The 22,031-nt window shown below is 49.9% G+C and carries 17 protein-coding genes and 1 tRNA gene; 14 read left to right on the forward strand and 4 right to left on the reverse strand.

Features of this window, described 5'->3' with window-relative positions; translation table 11 throughout:
• Positions 1-38 precede the first annotated feature (38 nt).
• The 11 genes from purR to BBI11_RS00295 all read left to right on the forward strand — a co-directional run bounded on the left by purR (position 39) and on the right by BBI11_RS00295 (position 12,740).
• On the forward strand, positions 39-863 hold the full coding sequence (gene purR, locus BBI11_RS00245; RefSeq protein WP_068459565.1) for a pur operon repressor: 825 nt from the start codon (positions 39-41) through the stop codon (positions 861-863).
• 1 nt (position 864) lies between these two features.
• A complete protein-coding gene (locus tag BBI11_RS00250; RefSeq protein ID WP_068459568.1) occupies positions 865-1,242 on the forward strand; it encodes a RidA family protein in 378 nt (125 codons plus the stop codon).
• A 149-nt stretch (positions 1,243-1,391) separates the two neighbouring features.
• Positions 1,392-1,676 carry a septation regulator SpoVG gene (gene spoVG, locus BBI11_RS00255; protein WP_068459569.1) on the forward strand — a complete coding sequence of 95 codons (285 nt, stop codon included), beginning with the start codon at positions 1,392-1,394 and terminating at the stop codon, positions 1,674-1,676.
• A 301-nt stretch (positions 1,677-1,977) separates the two neighbouring features.
• A complete protein-coding gene (gene glmU, locus BBI11_RS00260; protein WP_068459570.1) occupies positions 1,978-3,348 on the forward strand; it encodes a bifunctional UDP-N-acetylglucosamine diphosphorylase/glucosamine-1-phosphate N-acetyltransferase GlmU in 1,371 nt (456 codons plus the stop codon).
• Positions 3,349-3,365: 17 nt separating this feature from the next.
• Complete coding sequence (locus BBI11_RS00265; protein ID WP_068459575.1) at positions 3,366-4,328, forward strand: ribose-phosphate diphosphokinase; 963 nt, start codon at positions 3,366-3,368, stop codon at positions 4,326-4,328.
• A 90-nt stretch (positions 4,329-4,418) separates the two neighbouring features.
• Entirely contained in the window at positions 4,419-5,072 is a 654-nt protein-coding gene (locus tag BBI11_RS00270) for a 50S ribosomal protein L25/general stress protein Ctc (RefSeq protein WP_068459577.1), read from the forward strand.
• A 108-nt stretch (positions 5,073-5,180) separates the two neighbouring features.
• A complete protein-coding gene (gene pth / locus BBI11_RS00275) occupies positions 5,181-5,741 on the forward strand; it encodes an aminoacyl-tRNA hydrolase (RefSeq protein WP_068459579.1) in 561 nt (186 codons plus the stop codon).
• Positions 5,742-5,850: 109 nt separating this feature from the next.
• Positions 5,851-9,384, forward strand: a complete 3,534-nt coding sequence (gene mfd, locus BBI11_RS00280) for a transcription-repair coupling factor (protein WP_068459583.1) — start codon at positions 5,851-5,853, stop codon at positions 9,382-9,384.
• Between the two features lie 16 nt (positions 9,385-9,400).
• Positions 9,401-10,981 (forward strand): putative polysaccharide biosynthesis protein, encoded by a 1,581-nt coding sequence (locus BBI11_RS00285; protein ID WP_068459585.1) that lies wholly within the window; start codon positions 9,401-9,403, stop codon positions 10,979-10,981.
• Between the two features lie 3 nt (positions 10,982-10,984).
• A complete protein-coding gene (gene yabN, locus BBI11_RS00290; RefSeq protein WP_068459587.1) occupies positions 10,985-12,463 on the forward strand; it encodes a bifunctional methyltransferase/pyrophosphohydrolase YabN in 1,479 nt (492 codons plus the stop codon).
• A complete protein-coding gene (locus tag BBI11_RS00295; RefSeq protein WP_068459589.1) occupies positions 12,450-12,740 on the forward strand; it encodes an RNA-binding S4 domain-containing protein in 291 nt (96 codons plus the stop codon). The genes yabN and BBI11_RS00295 overlap by 14 nt, the downstream gene beginning before the upstream one ends.
• Positions 12,741-13,930: 1,190 nt before the next feature.
• Here BBI11_RS00295 and argF read toward each other — a convergent pair.
• Genes argF through BBI11_RS00310 form a run of 3 tightly spaced genes read right to left on the reverse strand, consistent with a single transcriptional unit; the run spans position 13,931 to position 19,036 of the window.
• A complete protein-coding gene (argF, locus tag BBI11_RS00300; RefSeq protein WP_068459591.1) occupies positions 13,931-14,881 on the reverse strand; it encodes an ornithine carbamoyltransferase in 951 nt (316 codons plus the stop codon).
• A complete protein-coding gene (locus BBI11_RS00305; RefSeq protein ID WP_068459593.1) occupies positions 14,878-17,976 on the reverse strand; it encodes a carbamoyl-phosphate synthase (glutamine-hydrolyzing) large subunit in 3,099 nt (1,032 codons plus the stop codon). The genes argF and BBI11_RS00305 overlap by 4 nt, the downstream gene beginning before the upstream one ends.
• The gene (locus BBI11_RS00310; protein WP_068459594.1) at positions 17,969-19,036 is read right to left on the reverse strand and encodes a carbamoyl phosphate synthase small subunit; all 1,068 of its coding nucleotides are present in this window, start codon (positions 19,034-19,036) and stop codon (positions 17,969-17,971) included. The genes BBI11_RS00305 and BBI11_RS00310 overlap by 8 nt, the downstream gene beginning before the upstream one ends.
• A gap of 242 nt (positions 19,037-19,278) precedes the next feature.
• On the opposite strand from BBI11_RS00310, the gene BBI11_RS00315 reads away from it, so the two are divergent.
• Positions 19,279-19,695, forward strand: coding sequence for an FtsB family cell division protein (locus BBI11_RS00315; RefSeq protein WP_237150299.1), 417 nt, complete (start codon positions 19,279-19,281; stop codon positions 19,693-19,695).
• A 114-nt stretch (positions 19,696-19,809) separates the two neighbouring features.
• Positions 19,810-20,229 carry a S1 domain-containing RNA-binding protein gene (locus BBI11_RS00320; RefSeq protein ID WP_058382215.1) on the forward strand — a complete coding sequence of 140 codons (420 nt, stop codon included), beginning with the start codon at positions 19,810-19,812 and terminating at the stop codon, positions 20,227-20,229.
• 194 nt (positions 20,230-20,423) lie between these two features.
• Here BBI11_RS00320 and BBI11_RS00325 read toward each other — a convergent pair.
• Positions 20,424-20,497: transfer RNA gene (locus tag BBI11_RS00325), tRNA-Met, on the reverse strand.
• A gap of 121 nt (positions 20,498-20,618) precedes the next feature.
• Between BBI11_RS00325 and tilS the strand changes: the two genes are divergently transcribed.
• Entirely contained in the window at positions 20,619-22,010 is a 1,392-nt protein-coding gene (gene tilS, locus BBI11_RS00330; RefSeq protein WP_156889017.1) for a tRNA lysidine(34) synthetase TilS, read from the forward strand.
• Positions 22,011-22,031 lie beyond the last annotated feature (21 nt).

A 22,031-nucleotide genomic window follows, 5' to 3' on the forward strand; every position in this document is an offset into this window, starting at 1 on the left:
GTTTTCATTAGAATATTCGTGTTTAGGAGAGGGTAGTAGTGAAATGGAAGCGCAGTGAACGCTTGGTCGACATGACGCATTATCTATTGGAACATCCGCATCAATTGATTCCGTTGACATATTTCTCGGATTTGTATCAGTCAGCAAAGTCTTCGATCAGCGAGGACTTGGGGATCGTCAAGGAAACTTTTGAAGAGAAAGGCATCGGCCTATTGATGACCGTCCCGGGGGCTTCCGGGGGTGTCAAATATGTGCCGAAGCTGAAAGAGGGCGAAATCCGCCAAGTCATGGACGAGTTGATTACCGAATTGAGCCAATCGGACCGACTGCTGCCAGGCGGTTATTTGTACATGACGGATGTGCTCGGCAATCCTCAAATGATGAACCGTGTCGGCAAAGTGTTTGCCAGCGCGTTCGCAGGCGAGAAAATTGATGCCATCATGACGGTCGCAACGAAAGGTATCCCGATTGCCCAGGCAATCGCGCGCCATTTGAATGTGCCAGTTGTTATTGTCCGTCGTGACAGCAAAGTAACGGAAGGTTCTACGGTCAGTATCAATTACGTCTCAGGCTCGACGCGGCGCATCCAGACGATGGTGTTGTCAAAACGCAGCATGAAGAGCGGCCAGCGCGTGCTCATCACCGACGATTTTATGAAAGTTGGCGGCACGATGAACGGCATGAAGAACTTGCTTGAGGAATTCGATTGTACATTAGCTGGCGTAGCTGTGCTCGTTGAAGCGGAGCATGTGGATGAACGCTTGGTCGAGAAATACCTTTCCCTTGTCAAATTGGACGAAGTCAGTGAAAAAGACCGGACGATTACCTTGCGCGGCGGAAACTATTTTGAAGGAGTGGAGTAATATGAAATATGTAGCGACAGATAAAGCAGCAGCGGCAATCGGGCCGTATTCACAAGGCGTCATTTCAGGTGAACTATTTTACAGTTCAGGGCAAATCCCGCTGAAAGCGGACGGAGAGCTTGTCCAAGGCGGCATTTCAGAACAAACGCATCAAGTCTTTGCCAATCTTCAGGCTGTACTGGAAGAAGCGGGATCATCGCTTCAGCAGGTCATCAAGACGACCGTCTTTATCAAAGACATGAACGATTTTGCGGAACTCAATTCCATTTATGCTTCTTATTTTGGCGAGCATAAGCCGGCGCGCTCGACCGTCGAAGTGGCACGCCTGCCAAAAGATGTGAAAGTGGAAATCGAAGTCATTTCAAAAGTTGCACATTAAAACCACCTTTTTAGGTGGTTTTTGTTTATTTCTCGTCTATTAAGTTAATTTTCTAATAAATTCTGTAATTTTTGAAGGAATTTAGTCCTCTCCCCCGAATACCAACAAAAGCGCCAAAAAATTACAGCAAGAGAAGGGGAGATTTGAGAATGGAAGTAACTGATGTAAGGTTGCGCCGTGTCCAAACAGATGGACGTATGCGGGCAATCGCTTCAATCACGCTCGACAATGAATTCGTGGTACATGACATCCGCGTAATCGATGGCAACGATGGCTTGTTTGTCGCGATGCCAAGCAAGCGGACGCCAGACGGGGAGTTCCGCGACATTGCGCACCCGATCAATTCCAGCGCCCGCAATAAATTGCAGGAAGCCGTGTTAGCAGCTTATGCACAAAGTGAAGAGCTGGTTGAACTTGAGAATGCAGGCATCTAATGTGCCAAAGAACCTTCCATTATGAGAGAAGGTTCTTTTTTATGGAGCTAATTTGAAGGGCTTGTAATGCCATTAGCGACATGTGCTAACCTGAATGCAAAAAAGCACGCAATTGCCCTCACTTCGGGCTTTGTCATGGGATTGTCATGTCCTGTAACCTTGAAAATCAAGGGTTTTTCAGCTATAGTCAATAAGGAAACGTGAAAGTGGCATTTTTTTGCCTAGAGTGCTTAGCCCTTTCGCCAGACAATGATTTCTTACTTAATTAGCTTACAATACAGGAAATGGAGGGATTCGACTGATGGACCATACATATGCGGTCATACTCGCGGCCGGACAAGGCACACGCATGAAATCGAAATTGTATAAAGTACTTCACCCGGTGTGTGGCATGCCGATGGTAGAGCATGTAACGGGGAATATCCACCAGCTTGGGGTCGAAAAGATTGTTACGATCGTCGGGCATGGAGCAGAGAAAGTGAAAGACCAGCTAGGAGACATGAGCGAATATGCACTGCAAGAAGAGCAGCTCGGCACTGCCCATGCCGTGCAACAAGCAGCGCCGCTGATTGAAGGAAAAGCAGGAACGACGATCGTCGTATGCGGCGATACGCCATTGATCCGCGCGGAAACGATGCAGTCACTCATCGACCATCATAAAGAAAACAATGCGAAGGCAACGATCTTGACGGCTATCGCAGAAGACCCAACAGGTTACGGCCGCATTATCCGCGGAGCTGAGGGAAGCGTTGAGAAGATTGTCGAGCAAAAAGACGCATCGACAGAAGAGCAAATCGTCAACGAAATCAATACAGGAACCTATTGCTTTGACAACGAAGCCTTGTTCGAAGCCTTGAAAAATGTCTCAAACGATAATGTCCAAGGCGAATATTACTTGCCGGACGTCATTGAGATTCTTCAAAAGCAAGGCGAAATTGTTGCAGCCTATGCAACGGACAGCTTCGAAGAGACACTTGGCGTTAATGACCGTGTGGCGTTAAGCCAAGCGGAAACCTTCTTGCGCCGCCGCATCACTGAGCAGCACATGCGCGCAGGCGTATCGATTATCGACCCGGCAACTGCCTATATCAGTGCACAGGCGAAAATCGGGGCTGATACGGTCATTCACCCGAACGTCACCATTGAAGGCAACACGGTGATCGGGGAAGATTGCGTCATCACATCCAACACACGCATCGTTAGCAGCACTATCGGCGACCGCACAGAAATCCGCAGCTCTGAAGTGTACGACAGCACTATCGGTAACGATACCGCCGTTGGTCCATTCGCCCATATCCGCCCGCAATCCGCACTCGGCAACGAAGTGAAGATCGGCAATTTTGTGGAAGTGAAAAAAGCTGAGCTTGGTACAGGGAGTAAAGTGTCTCATTTGAGCTATATCGGGGATGCGCTCGTTGGCAGCGGCGTCAATATCGGCTGTGGCACCATTACGGTCAATTACGATGGCAAGAACAAGCATTTGACGACGATTGAAGATGATTCATTCATCGGCTGCAACTCGAATTTGATCGCTCCGGTAACGATCGGCAAAGGTTCTTATGTCGCGGCAGGGTCGACCATTTCAAAAAATGTGCCCGATGATGCTTTGGCGATCGGACGTGCTCGCCAAGAAAACAAAGAAGGCTATGCAAGTAAACTAAACCGCAAATAATAGGAGGGTTCCCCCCAATGGGCATTCAAAATACAAACTCTAAGTTGAAAATCTTTTCGTTGAACTCGAACAAAGAACTGGCTGAGCAAATCGCTGAGCAAGTAGGCTTGCCGCTGGGCAAAAGCTCGGTCACGCACTTTAGCGACGGAGAAATCCAAATCAATATCGAAGAAAGCATCCGCGGCTGCGATGTGTTCATTGTTCAATCGACTTCACAGCCGGTCAACGAAAACTTGATGGAGCTATTGATCATGATCGATGCCGTCAAGCGTGCTTCTGCACGGACGGTGAATGTAGTGATTCCTTACTACGGCTATGCACGCCAGGACCGTAAAGCCCGTTCACGTGAGCCGATCACGGCGAAACTAGTGGCCAATTTGCTCGAGACAGCCGGCGCGACGCGTGTCGTGGTATTAGATCTTCACGCTCCGCAAATTCAAGGGTTCTTTGATATTTTGATTGACCATCTGGTCGCTGTGCCACTCCTATCCGATCATTTCCTAAACGATGCCAATATCGATCTCGAGAATGCCATCATCGTGTCACCTGACCACGGCGGCGTTACGCGTGCCCGTAAAATGGCGGACCGCTTAAAAGCACCGATCGCCATCATCGATAAACGCCGTCCGCGTCCGAACGTTGCCGAAGTCATGAACATCGTCGGGAACGTCGAAGGCAAAACTGCGATCATCATTGATGACATCATCGACACGGCGGGCACGATTTCGATTGCGGCAAGTGCCTTGATCGAAAGCGGCGCTAAAGAAGTCTATGCTTGCTGTACGCACCCTGTATTGTCCGGCCCGGCCGTTCAACGCATTCAGGACTCGGTCATTAAAGAATTGGTCGTGACAAACTCAATCGCGCTTGCAGATGAGAAGAAAATCGACAAGATTAAGCAATTGACTGTCGCACCGCTTCTTGCAGAAACAATCATCCGTGTACACGAACAGAAATCAGTCAGTACATTATTTGATTGATTCTGCCTGTCAGAGTATTCCAGGTTTTAGCTTGATATGAACAGGGTAGTTATACACTATGCGTTTAATATAACTGGAGGTTGAAACTATATGGCTACTAAAATGACAGCAGTGAAACGAGAAACAGGAAAACCACAATCGGCATTGACCGATTTACGCGGCGAAGGCAATGTGCCAGGCGTCGTATACGGCTACAAAATGGAAACAACATCGATTGTGATGTCTGAGATCGATTTGATCAAAACTTTGCGTGAATCTGGACGTAATGGCGTCATCAGCTTGGAAATCAACGGCAAGAGCACAAATGTCGTACTGAGCGATTATCAAATGGATTCATTAAAAGGCAATTTCAAACACGTTGACTTCTTAGCGATTAACATGTCCGAAGAAATCGATGTGGATGCAACTGTTCACGTGATCGGCGAATCAGCAGGCGAAAAAGAAGGTGGCGTGGTCACACAGCCGAACCGCGAAGTCCACATTCGCGTTAAGCCGAGCGATATTCCGGATTCTGTCGATATCGATGTCAGCGAACTAGAAATCGGCGATTCTGTTTCGGTTAGCGACATCCGCGACAAGTTCAGCTTTGAAATCTTGAACGACGATGACTTCTTGCTCATCTCTGTTACAGCACCACGTACAGAAGAAGAACTAGAAGAGTTGGAAACAACTGATGAAGGCGAAGAAGAGCCTGAAGTCGTCGGCGACAACGAAGAAGAAGCAGCCGGCGAAGAAAAAGAATAATCCAGGTAATGGTTGAACAGGGACTGCCTTTGGGCAGTCCCTGTTTTTATTGCATCGGCTCAGATTATGGTAAAATAAAAGGCAGTGAAGAACTAAAAGGAGTTTGCTATGAAAATGATTATCGGCCTGGGGAACCCAGGAAAACCATATGAAGAAACCCGCCACAATATCGGCTTTCAAGTAATCGACCGGTTGGCAAGCGACTGGAACGCACCGCTAACGCAGTCCAAATTCAAGGGCATGTATGCCGTTGTTCACCGTCCTGAAGGCAAAGTGATGCTCGTCAAGCCGCTCACGTATATGAATTTGTCCGGCGAATGCATCGGTCCGTTAATGGATTATTACAATGTCGACCTAGAAGACATTGTCGTCATCTATGACGATTTGGATTTGCCGACAGGTCAGCTTCGGTTGCGTCAAAAAGGCAGTGCTGGGGGACATAATGGCATCAAATCGCTCATTCAGCACCTCGGCACCCAGCAGTTCAACCGGATGCGCATTGGCATCAGCCGCCCGCCTCAAGGCATGAAAGTGCCGGATTATGTGCTCGCTAAATTTGGAGGCGAAGAGCAGCCGCTCATGCAAGAAGCGGTTGTGAAGAGTGCGGATGCGTGTAATTACTGGCTGTCGAAACCATTTAACGAAGTCATGAACGAATACAATAAGTAATCGCTTTGGCGCTTTCGGGCGTCCAAGGCTTTTTTCCGTTTCTCCTTATTTTGAAAAGGGTACTATAGCCAGTAAACGGCTTTATTTTAGACAGGAAGGAGGAATCTTCATGAAGCATATTTTGCAGGCATTTTTAGGGGATTCCCATACTCAATCATTTATCAACGAACTGAAGAAAGGCCAGGACCATCAATTGATTTCTGGATTATCTGGCAGCGCCCGGCCTATTTTTTACCAAACGGTCCATGAAGAGCTGGACAAGCCGCTGCTTGTCGTAACGCCGAATTTACTGCATGCCCAAAGAGTCTATGACGATTTGGTCCGGCTGATGGGGGAGCAGCGTGTCCGGTTGTATCCGGCAGAAGAAACGATTGCGGCGGATATTGCCTTTTCAGGTCCGGAACTGCGCGCCCATCGGATCGATACGCTTGATCACATGAAATCGACCGGTACAGGCATCTACGTGACGCCGGTTTCGGGCTTGCGTAAATTGCTGCCATCCCCGGCACAATGGGACGGGGCGACTTTACGTGTAGAAGACGGAGACGAGCTCGATACGGAAAGCTGGCTATTGAAGCTTGTCGCAATGGGCTATTCCCGTACAACCATGGTGACTTCTCCTGGAGAATTCGCCTTGCGCGGCGGCATTTTGGATGTCTACCCGCTGCACTTTGAGCATCCGGTACGCATCGAGCTCTTCGATACAGAAGTGGATTCCATTCGCTTGTTTTCGGCGGAAGATCAGCGCTCACTCGAAAAAATACACTCTTTGTGCATTTTGCCAGCCGTCGAATTGGTTTTGTCGGCAGGGCAGAAGCGAATGCTTGCAGACCGCATCGAAGACCAACTATCGGCGAGTCTGAAGAAACTCAAGGATGACGATACGAAAGAGTTGATGATGCAATACATCCAAAACGATATCGACACGCTCAGAAGCGGCGATGAGCCTGAACAGTTGGCGAAATATGCCGCCTTGGTCGATTCGCAATCCGCTTTTCTCGGCGATTATTTCCCTAATGACGGCGTGGTGTTTTTCGATGAACTTGGACGCATACAGGAAATGACCGAAACGCTAGAACGCGAAGAAGCGGAGTGGACGGTGTCGCTTCTTGAAGAAGGCAAATTTCTCCACGATGTTCAGCTAGCGTACCCATTCCGGGAAGTGTTGGCGAAGCTCCAGCAGCCGGCCAATTTCCTGTCGCTCTTTACGCGGACATTTCCACTCGTCACAATCAAAAAATCGCTTGCCTACTCTTGCAAGCCGATGCAATCGTTCCACGGGCAGATGAATTTATTGCAAGCCGAAATGGAACGCTGGACGCTCGGCAAGTTCCAAGTATTTGTCGTGGCCAGCGGCGAAGAGCGACTGCAAAAAGTACGTTCTGTGCTGGATGATTACGACATGGAAGCGGAAATTATTACGGCCGCTACTGAATTGCAAGATGGCAAAACCTATTTGGTTGATGGGGAGTTGTCCAGTGGCTTTGAGATGCCACTGCAGCGAATGGCTGTCATTACGGATGCAGAACTCTTCAAAAAGCAGCCGAAGAAAAAAACCCGCGCCCAAAAATTGACCAATGCCGAGCGCATCAAGAGCTATTCGGAGATTAAGCCTGGGGATTACATCGTTCACATCCACCACGGCATCGGCCGCTTTATCGGCATTGAAACACTCGAGAGCGGCGGCGTTCATAAAGATTATTTGCACATTGTTTATAAAGGTGACGATAAACTATTTGTGCCCGTCGACAAAATCGACCTCGTCCAGAAATACATCGCTTCGGAAGAAAAAGAGCCGAAGCTCCATAAGATGGGCGGCGTTGAATGGAAGAAGACGCGCACGAAAGTATCGGCCGCTGTCCAGGACATTGCCGATGATTTGATCAAACTGTACGCAGAACGCGAAGCGCTCGAAGGCTTTACGTTCAGTGAAGACCAAGACATGCAGCGCCAATTTGAAACGGAGTTCCCTTACGAGGAAACGCCTGACCAATTGCGCTCGATTGACGAAGTGAAAAAAGACATGGAGAGAAAACGCCCGATGGACCGCTTGATCTGCGGCGATGTTGGCTATGGCAAAACGGAAGTCGCCATTCGTGCGGCATTTAAAGCGGTGCTAGACGGCAAGCAAGTAGCATTCCTTGTGCCGACGACCATTCTCGCCCAGCAGCATTTCGAAACGATGAGCGAGCGTTTCAAGGATTACCCAATTGAAGTGGGCCTCATGAGCCGCTTCCGTTCGAAAAAACAGCAAACCGAAACAGTCAAAGGGCTGAAAAACGGATCGGTCGACATCGTTGTGGGCACGCACCGCATTTTATCAAAAGATGTCGTCTATAAAGATCTTGGCTTATTGATCATCGATGAAGAACAGCGTTTTGGGGTGACCCATAAAGAAAAGATCAAGCAATTAAAATCGACGGTGGACGTCTTGACGTTGACGGCGACGCCGATTCCGCGCACCTTGCATATGTCGATGATCGGTGTACGCGACTTATCCGTTATCGAAACGCCTCCTGCCAACCGATTCCCGGTACAAAGCTACGTCATGGAAAATAACGGCGGGCTCGTGCGCGAAGCGATCGAACGTGAAATGGCGCGCGGCGGACAAGTATTTTATTTGTACAACCGAGTCAGCGATATGAGCCGCAAAGTAGATGAGATCCAGCAGCTTGTGCCGGAAGCTCGCGTCGGCTATGCGCATGGGCAGATGTCTGAGACCGAACTCGAATCGATCATTCTCGGCTTTCTCGACGGCGAGTACGACGTCTTAGTGACGACGACGATTATCGAAACCGGCATCGACATCCCGAACGTCAACACGCTCATCGTCTATGATGCCGATCGCATGGGCTTGTCGCAGCTTTACCAATTGCGTGGGCGCGTCGGGCGCTCGAGCCGCGTGGCCTATGCCTATTTCATGTACCAACGTGACAAAGTGCTGACCGATGTTGCGGAAAAACGCTTGATGGCAATCAAAGAATTTACCGAACTCGGCTCAGGCTTTAAAATCGCCATGCGCGATTTGTCGATCCGCGGGGCGGGCAATTTGCTCGGCTCCCAGCAACACGGCTTTATCGATTCCGTCGGTTTCGATTTGTATTCACAAATGCTCGAAGAAGCAATCGAGGAACGCCGAACCGGCATGAAGAAAGAAGTCGTGCCAGAAGTGGAAATCTCGCTGGCAGAAGATGCCTATATTCCAGACAGCTATATTGCTGATGGCTACCAAAAGATTCAAATGTACAAGCGCGTTAAAAACATGGAAACAGCAGAAGAAATGCGCGATTTGCAGGATGAATTAATCGACCGTTTCGGTGATGTGCCGATGGAAGCCGAACAATTGCTGCGCATTGCCCGTATGAAAGTCTGGGCGCGCGCTGCCGGTGCCGACTCCATTAAACAGCAAGGAGACCGCGTTACGGTTAAATTAAGCGATGCCGGAACAGAAGCAATCGATGGCGGGAAAGTCGTCGAAGCTTCCGGCAGCTACGGGCGTGCCGTCGGCTTTACGATGAGCGGCCAGGCACTCGTATTGACGATAGACGGCAAAAAAACCGGCAAGCATCATCCATTCGATGTGCTTGAGGGCATGATGGAGATTCTGGCGGATTCTGTCAGGGAAGAGGCGTCTGTCGGGTGATGCGGGAGGTCGGCATATGACGGCGCAGCATTCCATGAACAGCTTTTTAAAAGGCGCGGCATTACTGACACTCGCAGGATTTGCTGTGAAACTATTGAGTGCCATTTACCGGGTACCGTTTCAAAACCTGGTCGGTGATGAAGGGTTTTATATTTATCAGCAAATCTACCCGTTTGTTGCGATCTTCGGCATTTGGGCATCCTACGGTTTTGCAGTGTCGATGTCGAAATTATTGGCAGAACATGAAAACGCGGAACACGCCGGCATTTTACGTTCCGCATTTTGGCTTATTGCCGTTATTTCCGCGGCCGCCTTTTCGGCGCTCTATTTTGGTGCAGAGACGCTCGCGGGATGGATGGGTGACCCTTTGCTTGCTAGTTTGCTTCGTGCCGGTGCTTTTGCGGTCGTTTTCATGGCGCCGCTTGCGATCATGAAAGGGCGCTTGCAAGCAGCAGGTGATATGGCACCGGTCGCTACTGCACAAGTTACCGAACAAGCCATACGCGTTGGGGTGATTCTGATTGGCGCTTTTGCCGCAGTCCGTTCCGGCTTATCGCTTTATGCGGCGGGGCAAGTGGCGATCGCAGCTGCTGGTGCTGGCGCCTTGGTGGCGGCCTTATTATTATGGCGTTCTTACCGGAGACAACGCGAGCGCACGAATGCTGTTGTTCGCAGTGCGACGGTAAAAAAACTATTGTGGACGAGCCTCAGTGTTAGCATGAGTTCGCTGTTGCTGGTCTTGTTTCAGCTCGTCGATTCGTTCACGATCTACCGCTTGCTCGAACAGACACTTGGCGCAACAGCGGCGATGGAGCAAAAAGGCATTTACGACCGCGCCCAACCGCTCGTGCAATTCGGCATTTTGCTGGCGACATCTCTAACGCTGTCGCTCGTGCCGCTCATTGCCCGTACGATGCAACAAAAAACTGGCCGCAATCCCGAGCTTTACGCGAGTCTCGCTTTTCGCGTTTCCGTATTGTTTGCGGTCGCAGCTTCAGCCGGTCTGACGCTGGTCATGCCGTATGTCAATGAAGCTTTGTTTAAAACACCGGACGGTTCTTTCGCACTGATCGTCTTTAATTGGCAAATCGTTTCGATGTCGCTCGTACTGGTATTGACGGCGATTCTCTACGGTTTTGGAAAAATCCGTGTGCCGGCATTGCTGCTGGGGACTGGCTTGCTGCTGAAATTGGCCGGAAATTTATGGCTGGTGCCTGGCTACGGCATTACCGGGGCCGCCGTTGCTGGCAATATCGGCTTAGGTTTTATTGCAGCAGCACTCATCTGGTATTTTAAAAAGGTTTGGGCAATGCACTTTGCGCACGCTCGTTTTTACGGTTGGCTCATGGCTGCATCCATCGCAATGGCCGCTGCCGTGTTCGGATACGAAGCCTTCATCGTGCCGCTTTTATCATGGCCAGGCCGCATTGAAGCGATCTTTATGACGCTGACAGCGGTGCCGCTTGGTGCGGTGGTGTTTTTGCTGATTGTAATGAAATCACGGATTATTACTGAGAGGGAATGGTATATCATTCCGTTCGGCCGGCGACTGGCTGCGTTGCAGTTGGCGCTCAACCCACGAAAGAAAAGGAGTTAGACAATGCATACCATTCATATACTCGGCCTTGGCGCTGGGGATCTTCTGCAATTGCCGCTTGGCGTGTACCGCACGCTAAAAGAAGCGGATCCGCTGTATTTGCGGACAGCCGAACATCCTGTCGTCAAAGAGCTAGAAACAGAAGGCTTACGTTACGAGAGTTTTGATGCAATTTACGAAAAACATGACGATTTTGCGCCGGTGTATCAGGAAATCGCCGAGACGCTGATCGCGCTTGCGGAGAATGGACCGGTCTATTACGCAGTACCGGGACATCCGCTCGTCGCGGAACAGACCGTACAGTTTTTAATTGAAGCTGAACAAGCAGGACGCTGTACACTATCGATCGCCGGTGGGCAAAGCTTTCTTGACGCCATATTCGGCGCCTTGCGCATCGATCCGATTGAAGGGTTTCAGCTTGTCGATGGCACTGGTCTTGATAGCAATCGCTTGAATATGACGGATCATTTATTGATTGCGCAAGTCTACGATCAGTTTAGCGCCTCGGAAGTAAAACTATCCTTGATGGAGAAATACCCGGACGATTATCCGGTGACAATCGTCACAGCAGCCGGTGCTGCATCAGAGCACTTGCGCACCGTGCCGCTTCACGCACTCGACCGCTCGGCGGAAATCGATAATTTGACGACTGTCTACGTGCCGCCTGCAACGGAACAGGCACAGCGCATGAACGAATGGCAAACCTTCCGTGACATCATCGCGAAACTGAGAGGTCCGGAAGGCTGCCCGTGGGATCGCGAGCAGACGCATGAATCCTTGCGTCCTTATTTACTCGAAGAGGCGCATGAACTGCTGCAGGCGATTGAGGAGGAAGATGACGAAGCGATCGCGGAAGAACTGGGTGATGTGCTGCTTCAAGTATTCTTGCACGCACAAATTGGCCAGGATAATGGCTATTTCCAGCTCGAAGACGTCCTAGCGACCATCAGCGACAAGATGATCCGACGCCACCCGCATGTCTTTGGAGATGTGGAAGTTTCCTCTGCTGGGGAAGTGGTCGATAATTGGCAAGCCATCAAGCAGCAGGAAAAACCAGAAGGCGAGTCGCTGCTTGATGGCCAAGATCGTTACAGCTCTTCGCTCTTGACCTCATATAATTACCAGAAGAAGGCAGCGAAAGTAGGCTTTACGTGGAAAGACGCAGACGGCGCATGGACGAAGTTCGAAGAAGAATTGCAGGAGTTCAAAGTGGAGCTGGCGAATGGTTCCAAAGACCAGCAGCTCGATGAATTTGGCGACTTGTTGTTCACACTCGTCAACATCGCGCGTTTTTACGGCTTATCGCCGGAACAAGCGATGGTCCAGGCCAACCGCAAATTCCGTACGCGCTTTTCGCACGTGGAACGCCGTGCACAAGAAGACGGCCGCACATTTTCAGATTACACATTAGACCAGCTCGATAGCTTCTGGAACGAAGCGAAAGCTGGACACGGAGAGGGAGAAGATCATGAGACTCGATAAATTCCTGAAAGTATCACGCTTGATCAAACGCCGTACTTTGGCGAAAGAAGTAGCCGACCAAGGCCGCATTCTGGTCAATGGCAATAAAGCGAAGGCGAGCAGCGTCATCAAAGAAGGCGACGAACTGCAAATCCGCTTCGGGCAAAAAGTGGTCACTGCCCGCATCGACCAATTACGCGAAAACGTCCGCAAAGAACAAACCGCGGAAATGTACACCATCCTCAATGAAGAAAAGCTGGACAAAGTAGAACCAGGCTTTGTGGATGACGAAGCATAGAAAATGAAAAAGAACCCAGCCGGGTAGTGGCTGGGTTCTTTTTGTATTGTCGTAAGTTTTGGTGTGTAAGAGTGAGGAGTGGAGATTGCGCTTCGGGCGGACGCTTGCCTAGGGGAATGAAGAAATAAAGTACACTTTTTCTCAGTAGACCAGTTTATTAATTTTGTTTAGCATATGCATTGCCAAATAAGCGACATATTCAAAGGCGGACGAACCATACAGAACCGAAACCACCTGACTCATTCGATTCAATGAAATATCTAAGCCCCTCGCGCAAAAGGGTGAAGCGAAGCCAAGAGACAGGCGTTCTTCCTGGCTCATGGCGGGAGCTCAACCCCGAGCGAGGCGGCGACGGCAAAGCGATGCAAAAAACAATGAACGAACCCTGTCGCACACAAACTGCATGGCCAGAATCTCTTATCCCATTAAGCGACATACCCAAAAGTGGACGACTCACACAAAACCGGAACTGCCTCACTTATCCTCATCAATGAAATATCCAAGCCGCCACGCGCACAAGGGTGAGCCGAAGCAATGAGACAGCGGGTTTCTGGCTCATTGTGAAAGGCCAACCCCAAGCGAGGCGGCAACTACCAAAGCGATGCAAAAAACAATGAACGAACCTTGTCGCAAACAAACTGCATGACCGGACTCTCTCAACCAATTAAGCAACATACCCAAAAGCGGACGAATCAGACAAAACCGAATCCATCTGACTCATCCTCATCAATGAAATATCCAAGCCGCCACGCGCATAAGGGTGAGCCGAAGCAATGAGACAGCGGGTTTCTGGCTCATTGAGAAAGGCCAACCCAAAGCGATGCGGCGGCTAACAAAGCGATGTAAAAAACAATGAACGAACCCTGTCGCACACAAACTGCATGGCCCAACTCGCTTAACCCATTAAGCGACATACCCAAAAGCGGACGACTCACACAAAAACCGGAACTGCCTCACTTATCCTCATCAATGAAATATCCAAGCCGCCACGCGCACAAGGGTGAGCCGAAGCAATGAGACAGGGGGTTTCTGGCTCATTGTGAAAGGCCAACCCCAAGCGAGGCGGCGACTACCAAAGTGAGGCAAAAAAGCAAAACTTCTCCCCACACATTAAAGCTCTCTACCGCCAAAAATCCGAAAACAAAAAAGAGCCTCGCCATTTACAGGCAAGGCTCCCAACGTATATCCGTTCAATCCCCCATCAAAGTCACAAGCACGGCTTTTTGGGCATGCAAGCGGTTTTCGGCCTCCTGGAAAATAACCGAATGCGACCCTTCCAAAACAGCGGTCGTCACTTCTTCCTCGCGATGTGCAGGGAGGCAATGCATAAAAATGTAGTCCGCTTTCGCGTGCTGAACGAGCTCTGCATTTACTTGAAACCCTGTGAAGTCATTCAAGCGCTGGATAGCTTCTGCTTCCTGGCCCATGCTCGCCCAGACATCAGTATAGATGGCGTCGCTTTCTGTGACTGCCAGGATTGGGTCATTCGTCACCGTCACCACAGAACCGGTATCTTTCGCGATGGCTTGTGCGAGTTCGACCATCTCCGCTTGCGGTTCGTAACCTTTCGGAGCGGCGATCGCGATGTCGAGCCCGACTTTCGCCGCACCGATCATCAAGGAATTGGCCATATTATTGCCGTCCCCGATGTATGCCAGCTTGCGGCCTTTAAAATCACCGAAATGCTCCTGAAACGTCATCAAATCAGCAAGCACTTGGCAGGGATGGTAATCATCAGTCAAGCCATTGATGACGGGAATCGAACTAAATTCTGCTAACTCTTCTACCGCGGATTGATGGAAAGTACGGATCATCAACCCGTCCAAATACCCCGACAACACACGTGCCGTATCCGCAATCGTTTCCCCGCGGCCGAGCTGGGTGTCTTGCGAGCTCAAGAACATCGCGTGGCCACCGAGCTGCAGCATGCCAGCTTCGAAAGACACGCGCGTACGGGTCGACGATTTCTCGAAGATCATCCCGAGTATTTTTCCTTTCAATAGCGGCAAGTATTTATTTTCCGGTTTCTTCAATTCAATCGCCAAATTCAGCAAATCGAGAATCTCTTCGGTGCGATAGTCTTTCAAGGACAGAAAATCTTCCTGGGCAATCGTTGGGGCAAGCGGCATGATCATCGTCATTGAGCAAGCACTCCTTTCAAGCGTTCAGATTGGGTTTTGTGGCTTGCGGCATAGGCAGCCGCAGTCTCCGGGCGTGACCAGGCATGCAGGCGATGGATAGCCGCTTGTGCCATGCGGCTGGCATCAGGTGTTTCGGAAAAGTCAATATAGGCGGCGGCATCGGCCGATAACAGCCAGTCGTCAAAAGATAGCTGGTCTTCGGTAATGATCGACAGGCCTTGGGTGCGGAAATCGTCGAGTTGCGCATGGGAGTCGCTGCCTTTCGCTGCGAACAAGGTCGCCTCCGGGTTTAATGTTGCCAGCTGGACAGAAGCACCGGTTAAGGCTTTCTCGAGCGCTTCTTCAAAGGTCTGGGCCGTGCCGATCACTTCGCCGGTCGACATCATTTCAGGCGACAGCACCGGAGATAGGCCAGGCAATTTAATATGGGAGAACACCGGGGCTTTAACGGTGAAGTCCGGCTGTCCGTTATACATCTTTTCAATACCGAGTTCATCGTATGGCAAGCCGAGCAATAGGGCGGTCGCGTGCTGGACGAGCGGCACATCGGTCACTTTCGAGCTGATCGGCGCCGTGCGCGAAGCCCGTGGATTGATTTCCATAACGAATAATTGATCTTCTTCGTAGACGAACTGGATGTTAAATAAGCCGGTGTAATCCAGTTGCCGTGCAATGTGTTCAGCGGTTTCCACCAATTGTTGTTGCTGGTCTTCAGTGAGCGTGACGGGTGGGGTGCTCGCGATGCTGTCGCCGGAATGGACGCCGGTTCCTTCGATGTGCTCAAAAATTGCTGACACCCACACATTGTCGCCGTCCGTTAAAATATCGGCCTCGGCTTCTTTACCGGTAACGAAATGATCAACCAACACAGGGAACCCCTTGTCCGCATCTGCAAGCCAAGCCTCAAGCTCCGCCTGGTCGTGAAGTACAATCATGCCGCGTCCCCCGATAACATAAGATGGGCGAAGCAAGACCGGAAAGCCGAGTTTTTCCGCTGCCGGCAGCACTTGGTCTGGCGCATTCGCTGTCGTCCCGGGGATAGTCGGCAAGCCGATCGATTCGAGAAACGCATAAAAGCGGTCGCGATCTTCCATTTGATCCAATAAATCAACTGCTGAGCCGAGCACCGTGATGCCCGCTTGTTCCAACGCTGTCGCCAAATTAAGAGACGTCTGGCCACCGAATTGGAGGATGACTTGGTGTATGCCCTCGAATTCTAGGACGTTCAAGACATCTTCCGCCGTGATCGGTTCGAAATACAGTGCATCTGCCACTTCGTAATCGGTGCTGACGGTTTCTGGGTTGTTGTTGATCATGATAGCCTCATAGCCAAGCTGCTGTGCGGCCATGACACTGTGCACGCAGCAATAATCAAATTCGATGCCTTGGCCGATGCGGATTGGGCCAGAACCGACGACGGCGACTTTTTTTCCACCATTCGAGCGGTCGACATCTCCTTGATTGTCCCAAGTCGAATAGAAATAATTGGTCGTTGAGCGGAACTCTGCCGCACAGGTGTCGATCATCCGGTAAGCCGGCGAAATTTTATAGCTTCTGCGCTGCCCCCAGATTTCAGCTGCCGGCACATTCCAAATATCGCCCATTTGCTGGTCGCTGAAACCGAGTTTTTTGGCTTGTAGCAAACGCTCAGCGGTGACGTCGTGCCAGCGGATCGAGCAAAGATCTTGCCATTCTGTAACGATATTCGACAACACATACAAAAAATAAGGCGTGATGCCGGTGAGGGCATGCAGTTCTTCGATAGACTTTCCGCGGATAAGCAATTCGAACAACACGAACAAACGGCGGTCATCCGGCTGCATCGCCAGTTCCACTAAATCACTTGTCGGCAACACGGCTAAGGCGGGGAGGCGGAATCCGTCTAGCGGCAATTCAAGCGAGCGCAATGCTTTTTGCATGGCCGCTTCCATCCGCCGTTCAATCGCCATTACTTCTCCGGTCGCTTTCATTTGCGTACCGAGCGTACGGTCTGCTCGAGGAAATTGATCAAATGGCCAACGGGGGATTTTCAAGGCAACGTAATCGAGTGCCGGCTCGAAGCTTGCAAAAGTTGTGCCGGTCACTGGATTTTTTAATTCATCGAGCGTATAGCCAAGCGCCAGTTTAGCGGCAATTTTGGCGATTGGGTAACCGGTCGCCTTGGAAGCAAGCGCGGATGAGCGGCTGACACGCGGATTGACTTCGATCAAAAAATATTCGGAGGTTTCCGGATGAAGGGCGAATTGCACATTGCAGGCGCCGATAATGCCGAGAGCTTCGATGATGTGGATGCAAGAGGTCCGCAGCATGTGATAATCCGGATCGTTCAAGGTTTGGCTTGGAGCGACGACAATCGAATCACCGGTATGAACGCCGACAGGGTCCAAGTTCTCCATATTGCACACTGTGATACATGTGCCGTTTGCATCGCGCATTACTTCGTATTCGATTTCCTTGTAGCCGGCGATGCTCGTCTCGACAAGGCATTGCTTGATTGGGCTTGCTGACAAGCCTTGCGTGACCAGTTTAAGATATGCTGCTTCATCGCTTGCGATGCCGCCGCCAAAACCGCCGAGCGTATAGGCGGGGCGCACGATGACGGGATAGCCCGTGCGCTCTGCAAAAGCGAGCGCGCCGTCGAGCGAGTAAATAATATCGGAATCTGGCACCGGTTCGCCGAGCTGCTTCATCAAGGAGCGGAATTGGTCGCGATCTTCCGCTTTCTTAATGGCAGCCATATCGGTCCCAAGCAATTCGATGCCGTATTGTTCCAAGACGCCGTCATCCGCCAAGGCCATCGCCAAATTCAAGCCAGTCTGGCCGCCGACCGTGGCGAGCAGGCCATCCGGGCGTTCTTTTTTGATGATGTGAATGGCGGACTCGAGTGTCATCGGCTCGAAATAGACTTTGTCCGAGACGCTTTTGTCGGTCATGATCGTCGCCGGATTATTATTGAGGAGCACGACTTCAATGCCTTCTTCTTTTAATGCAAGGCAGGCTTGGGTGCCGGAATAATCGAACTCGGCAGCTTGACCAATGACAATGGCGCCGGATCCGATGACCAGAACTTTTTCAATGGATTCTATTTTAGGCATGTATTTTCACCTTCTTCATATCATTTACAGTTTCTAAAAACTGGTGGAACAAGGCCAGATGATCCGCAGGTCCTGGGGCTGCTTCAGGGTGGAATTGAACGGTTGTGATCGGCAATCGTGGGTGAATTAAACCTTCAATGCTGCCATCGTTAACGTTTTCGTACAACACCTCAAATGGCGTATTCGATAAGCTGTCCGCTTCGACCACATAGCTATGATTTTGGGAGCTCATGCTGACGCGTCCGGTTTGATTATTTTTAACCGGGTGATTGGCGCCGCGATGACCGTAAGCGAGCTTTGTAGTTGTTGCGCCGAAAGCGGCTGCTAGCACTTGGTGGCCGAGGCAAATGCCGAAGGACGGATAGCGTTCTGCCCATGCTCTGTACACCGGCAGCCAGCTGTTCAGTGCTTTAGGGTCTCCCGGTCCGTTTGAAAACAATAGCCCGTCGACTTCCAAGTCCTCAGGCAGCCCGATAGCCGCGTTGTAGGGGATGATGCTGACGCGACAGTTGAGCGCAAGCAACTCTTTTAAGATGGAAGCTTTGTAATGAAAATCAATGAGTCCAATATGCAAGAGGCCTTCGCCAAGCTGTTTGGCTTCAGTCGCGTGTGGGCCCGGGAAAAAGTCAGTCTTGAGCAGTTGCCAAGGCTCTTCAGGTGTAGTGCCGTGAAGCAGCTGCGCCGGCATAGTGCCTGTTTCACGAACCTGTTGGATAACGGAGCGTGTGTCGATACCGCTCAGGAGCGGCACGCCTTGTGCTTTGGCAAATTGTGCGAGCGACAGTGCCTGCTTAGGAAGCGGGCCTTCATACAGTTCGGACACGATGATGCCAGCTGCTTGAATTTGTTCCGATTGTGCATAAAGCGTTTCAATTCCGTATTGGCCGATCAAGGGATAGGAAAAAACAATGATTTGCCCTTTATAAGATGGATCGGTGATGACTTCTTCATAGCCTGTCATGCCAGTGAAAAACACCAGCTCTCCTTGCACAGCTGTTTGTGTGCCGTGCCACGTTCCCGTAAATGATTCCCCAGTTGCTAAGAGTAAGTTTCCTGTCATGCTCCACACTCCTTTTATGAATATATATGCAATATGTTTAATTTTTATAATAAAATGATGTGTCCTGTATTATAGTGTTGCATAAAAATTAAGTCAATAGTATTTTTATTAACTCCTAAAAAATCCGGTAAATTCCGGAACAATGCAGGAAAAAAGGAGAAAGGGCTTACAGAAAATCTTTTTATATGGAATGTTTTTCATGTATAATAATCACAAAATCAATTGGGAAGGGGCGTCCATAAGTGAAGAGAGAGAAAATGCACGAAAATCAGGGAGTGACCCCGCTGCAAAATGAATACACGCGGGCTGTAGAAATCGAAGACGCACGGAAAAAACGGCATCAAGTGGTTTTGTACAGGCGGCTAGCGGTGTTTGGCTTGGTTGTGCTATTGACGAGCATTTGGCTTGGGTCGACCATTTATGCACAATCCCAAACCATTGCCGGCAAAGAACAGCTGCAAGAGGAAAAATTGGCTGAGCTTGAAGAAGTGCAAAAGCAGCAAGCTAAGCTCGAAGAACAGATCCGTTTATTGAACGACGACGATTATGTTTCAAAGCTTGCACGCAAAGATTATTTCTTGTCGGATGAAGGTGAGGTCATATTCACTTTGCCGAATGATGCCGAAAAACCACAAGAAGATAGCGAAGAAAAAGAGTAGTCGGTTGACACTCTTCCTTTCATCGCTATAATTAAAGGTGGGATTAGTCCCGCAAACTGTCAATTTGGCCCGAATCCGGAGTCATCTTAAATTTTAAGGAGGAGCATTTTTTTTATGTCGATTGAAGTAGGCAGCAAGTTAGAAGGAAAAGTCACGGGTATTACAAACTTTGGAGCGTTCGTACAGCTTCCAACCGGTGCAACAGGCCTCGTGCATATTAGTGAAGTCGCCGACAACTATGTGAAAGATATTAACGATCACTTGAAAGTTGGCGAAATGGTAGAAGTGAAAGTGATGAATGTAGAAGCAGACGGGAAAATCGGTTTGTCGATCCGCAAAGCGAAGCCTCAACCAGAAGGCGGTACTAGCCGTCCAAGCCGTCCGCGTCCGAACAATCGTTCTTTTGACCGCGCCCCTAAGGAAACCTTCGAAACGAAGATGGCAAAATTCCTGAAAGACAGCGAAGACAACCTGTCGACGCTTAAGCGTGCCACAGAATCTAAACGTGGCGGTCGTGGTGCGAAAAGAGGCTAACTTGCTAGCTGTTTTAATAGCATAGAGAAAATGCTTCAACTTAGTTGAAATACGAATATGGAACGCTTCTCCGTCTAGGAGGGCGTTTTTTTATCGGCTGAAACACGCAAAGCAGCAGAAGCACAGGCGGGCAATGTTTTTTGAGCATAAAAAAAGCACCTCCCACGGATGGAAGGTGCTACTTTTTAATATGATGGCGGCAGAGGGGATCGAACCCCCGACCTTACGGGTATGAACCGTACGCTCTAGCCAGCTGAGCTACGCCGCCTTGTTCAAACGAACAGTTTATATCATACTACTTGCATTACGGATGTGTCAATTAGCAATTTATGTTTTTACGATATTTATTTTAGTTACAATAGAAAACAGCTAGAACAGGAGGACATGCCGTGGATCATTATGAACAAACCATGCTGAGCTATTTAAACAAATACGAGCTATTCGATAAAGGAAGCCGTCTAGTCATCGGTGTTTCCGGCGGCATCGATTCCATGGTTCTTTTGCATTTTCTATCGCAGCAGCGGCGCCAGCTCGGCATAAGTCTTACAGCGGTACATGTCGACCATATGCTAAGGGGCGAACAATCAGCTGAAGACAGTCGCTTTGTCGAACAGCAATGCAAGCTTTGGGACGTTCCTTATGAACTTTATCAAGTACCGGTCCCTGCGATTTTAGCGGAAAAAGGCGGCAACACACAAAATGTTTGCCGGGAAGAGCGGTACCGCATATTCGAATTCGTGATGAAGAAAACACAATCGGAAGTACTGATTACGGCCCATCACGCAGATGATCAATTGGAGACGCTATTGATGGACGGCATGCGTGGCAGCTTGAAGCATGGCGATTTTGGCATGCGCAATAAACGCCCGATCAGCGGAGGTTCGCTCGTGCGGCCGCAGCTCGCTGTCACTAAAGCGGACATTGCACGGTATGCAGAGCTCAACAACGTGCCGCATCGTGAAGACCCGAGTAATGCGAGCGATGCCTACACGCGCAACCGGATCCGCAAGACCCTCTTGCCGGCAATAGCCTTAGAAAATCCTCGTGCAGCGGTGCACTTTGCAGAGCTTGCTGAACAAGTCAATGAAGACGCTGTATTCCTTATGCAACTTGCAAAACAAGCACTGGAAGAATTACTGACTTCTCGTGAAGAATTGGTGATTTCCGCTGAAAGTTTCAGAAGCCATCCCTCTGCTTTACAAAAAAGGATGGTTCTACTACTATTAAACTATCTATATAATGGCAAGCGAGTGTTAATTACAAGCCATTTGGCAGAGCAAGTGCGTGAGCTTTTGCAAAGTTCCTCAGGCACCGTTTTTGTACATTTGCCGCAAAATTATAGGATGATACGTCAATACGACCGCGTGTTCTTTGAAAAATTGAAAGAACACGCGGAGTTCCAGCGGGCGGATATCGGCCAGTTGTGGTCGCCGTCTGTCCGGGGTTGCCGTTACCGGGTTGTGCCAATCGGCGAAGAGCCGGAAGTAGAAAATGCCGTTTTTTGGTATTTTCACTCTGAAGAAACGGATTTCACGCTTCGTGAAAGGGAACCGGGCGACCGCATCTTGCTTGCGGGGATGAGCCGGGCGAAAAAATTGGCGCGGCTGATGATTGATGAAAAAGTTCCGTCACAACAACGGGGCCACTGGCCAATCATCGTAGCCGGGAAACATCAAGTCTTATTAGTGCCGCGTTTGCGCACGGCATCTTATCTGAGTCGGTCTAAGCGCACGGAAGACAATCGCGTATTAATTGAACAATGCATAGATTATGCAAAATGAGGAAGAAACTAGGAGGCCCAC

The sequence above is a fragment of the Planococcus maritimus genome (genome assembly GCF_001687625.2).
Classification (GTDB): Bacteria; Bacillota; Bacilli; order Bacillales_A; family Planococcaceae; genus Planococcus; species Planococcus maritimus.